Source organism: Paraburkholderia piptadeniae (assembly GCF_900007165.1).
Taxonomy (GTDB): Bacteria; Pseudomonadota; Gammaproteobacteria; order Burkholderiales; family Burkholderiaceae; genus Paraburkholderia; species Paraburkholderia piptadeniae.
In genome coordinates this window covers 1,176-3,125 of the sequence record NZ_CYGY02000132.1, presented here as the reverse complement: position 1 = coordinate 3,125, position 1,950 = coordinate 1,176, and the positions used below count along the sequence as shown (strand labels likewise).

The window sequence follows — 1,950 nt, the reverse complement described above, 5'->3', positions numbered from 1 at the left end:
CACCACTGGCCCCGGCAACCCGGCCAGTGGTGCCATCCTGACATCCGGGGCGAGATTCCCCGGCGCGAATCCGTCATCAGCACTGCTCGGGTGACGTCCTGATCATGTTTGCGCATGTTTGTGCAGCTTTGATCAGGTCTTCAGGAGCGGCTTGCCGTTCTTCTTCCGCAGTGACTATACGGCATTGAGCGGAATGCAGTGCGACCTGAGATCAGGCTGAAATCAGGCTCAATCCACTTCCTTCAAAACCTCCGCCACTGTGCGGAACAGTTCGTCGATCTGCGCCTCATCGATGATGAGCGGCGGCGAGAACGCCAGAATGTCCCCCGTATAGCGCGTCAGCACGCCCTTCTGGAAGCAGCGCACGAACACGTCATAAGCGCGCGCGCCGGGAGCGCCGTCACGCGGTTGCAGTTCCACGCCGCCGACGAGTCCCAGATTCCGCACGTCGATCACATGCCGCTCGCCCTTCAGCTGTGAATCGCCGCTTCGAAGAGAGGCGCCATCTTCTCCGCGCGCTCGAACAGCCCTTCGCGCTCGTACAGGTCGATCGTTGCGCACTGACGAATCGACGCCTGCGCCCAGTTGCTGCGCGGCGCGCACCTCGACGAAGCGAAACGCCCTGTATTGCACCGCTTTCGCGCTCGAAGCGCATACACCGGACGATTCCGCGTCGTCAGCGAGCCGCATTGCAGCACGCTCGGCGTCCGTTGAAGAGCGATTCGACAAGTTGGCATATGCCTTGCGATATCCGGCCCGGCACGACTTTGCACACATAGCTCTGCCCGCGCAACGCAAACAGGGATCGGACACCGCGCGTCCGCCACTCATCACCATTCATGGCAAGGGGAAGCATATGAAACGTCGCAGTCTGCTGAAGCTCGGCGCCATGTCGGGCGCGCTCGCGCTCGCGAGCAAGGTGCCTTTCGCGCGTGCACAGTCGTCGGGCAGCGGCCCGACCAAGGTCGGCATTCCGCACTCCCTGTCGGGCACGATGGCGATCCCGGAGACGTCGCTGAAAGACACCGCGCCGATGACGATCGTCGGGATCAACGCAAGCGGCGGCGTGATGGGCCACAAGATCGAGCCCGTCGTGTCGGGCGTTGATGAGCGAACCGCAAGTGCCGATCCTCGATGAACCGACGGAAGGCATTCATCGGAAGAACAGTGCGGCAACTCGTCGAGGAAATGTGCCTGGCGGTACTGCTCGTCGAGCAGTACTACGACTTCACGCAGGCCATCGCCAATCGCTACTGGGTGACGAGCCGGGGCGAAATCATCGCGGGCAGCGAAGGCGTCGACATGGATCGCGACGGCCTGCGCAGCCTGATCGTCGTATAACGGCAAAAACCGCTTAACTGCTATCCTCGCCGCATGTCGCTGCACGAACACCACGGCACGCTCGCCACCATCGACGATCCCACGCACGCCCAATGGCGCGCGCGGCTCGAACTCGGCTTCGTCAGACACGGCAGCCGCACGACGCTCGCCCATCGTCGGCACGAAGGGCCGCTGCGTCTGCAACGCCCGCTCTATCCCGAAGGGCCGTCCGTCTGCCACGCCGTGATCGTGCATCCTCCTGGCGGCGTCGCGGGCGGCGACCGGCTCGATATCGACATACGGCTCGACGCCGACACTCACGCCGTGCTCACGACGCCCGGCGCCACCAAGTGGTATAAGTCCAACGGACGCGCCGCGCAACAGCACATCGCGATACATGTCGGCGCGAACGCAACGCTCGACTGGCTGCCGCAGNNGCAAGGGCTTGCCGGTTTTCCCGCGTTCGGCACGCTGTGGGCGATCAGCCCGCAATGCGATGACGCGCTCGCCGAATCGCTCACCGCCCAACTGCCCTTCGACGACACGATCCGCGCGGCCGCTTCATGCGTGCGCCCCGGCGTGATGATCGTGCGGGGCATCGCGAGATCGATGGAAACGCTTCAGCATGCG

1 protein-coding gene and 3 pseudogenes are annotated in these 1,950 nt (G+C 64.0%); 3 read left to right on the top strand and 1 reads right to left on the bottom strand.

Features of this window, described 5'->3' with window-relative positions; genetic code table 11:
- Positions 1–228: 228 nt before the first annotated feature.
- Positions 229–560, bottom strand: a pseudogene (locus BN2476_RS42460) (aminotransferase class III-fold pyridoxal phosphate-dependent enzyme); the annotation flags it as partial.
- Between the two features lie 275 nt (positions 561–835).
- Between BN2476_RS42460 and BN2476_RS42455 the strand changes: the two are divergent.
- From BN2476_RS42455 to BN2476_RS42445, 3 genes and pseudogenes are all read left to right on the top strand, one after another.
- Positions 836–1,096: pseudogene (locus BN2476_RS42455) on the top strand (transporter substrate-binding protein); the annotation flags it as partial.
- Between the two features lies 1 nt (position 1,097).
- Positions 1,098–1,341, top strand: a pseudogene (locus BN2476_RS42450) (ABC transporter ATP-binding protein); the annotation flags it as partial.
- A gap of 33 nt (positions 1,342–1,374) precedes the next feature.
- Positions 1,375–1,950 (top strand): urease accessory protein UreD (locus BN2476_RS42445; RefSeq protein ID WP_173819729.1); only part of this gene is annotated, 576 nt, incomplete at its 3' end.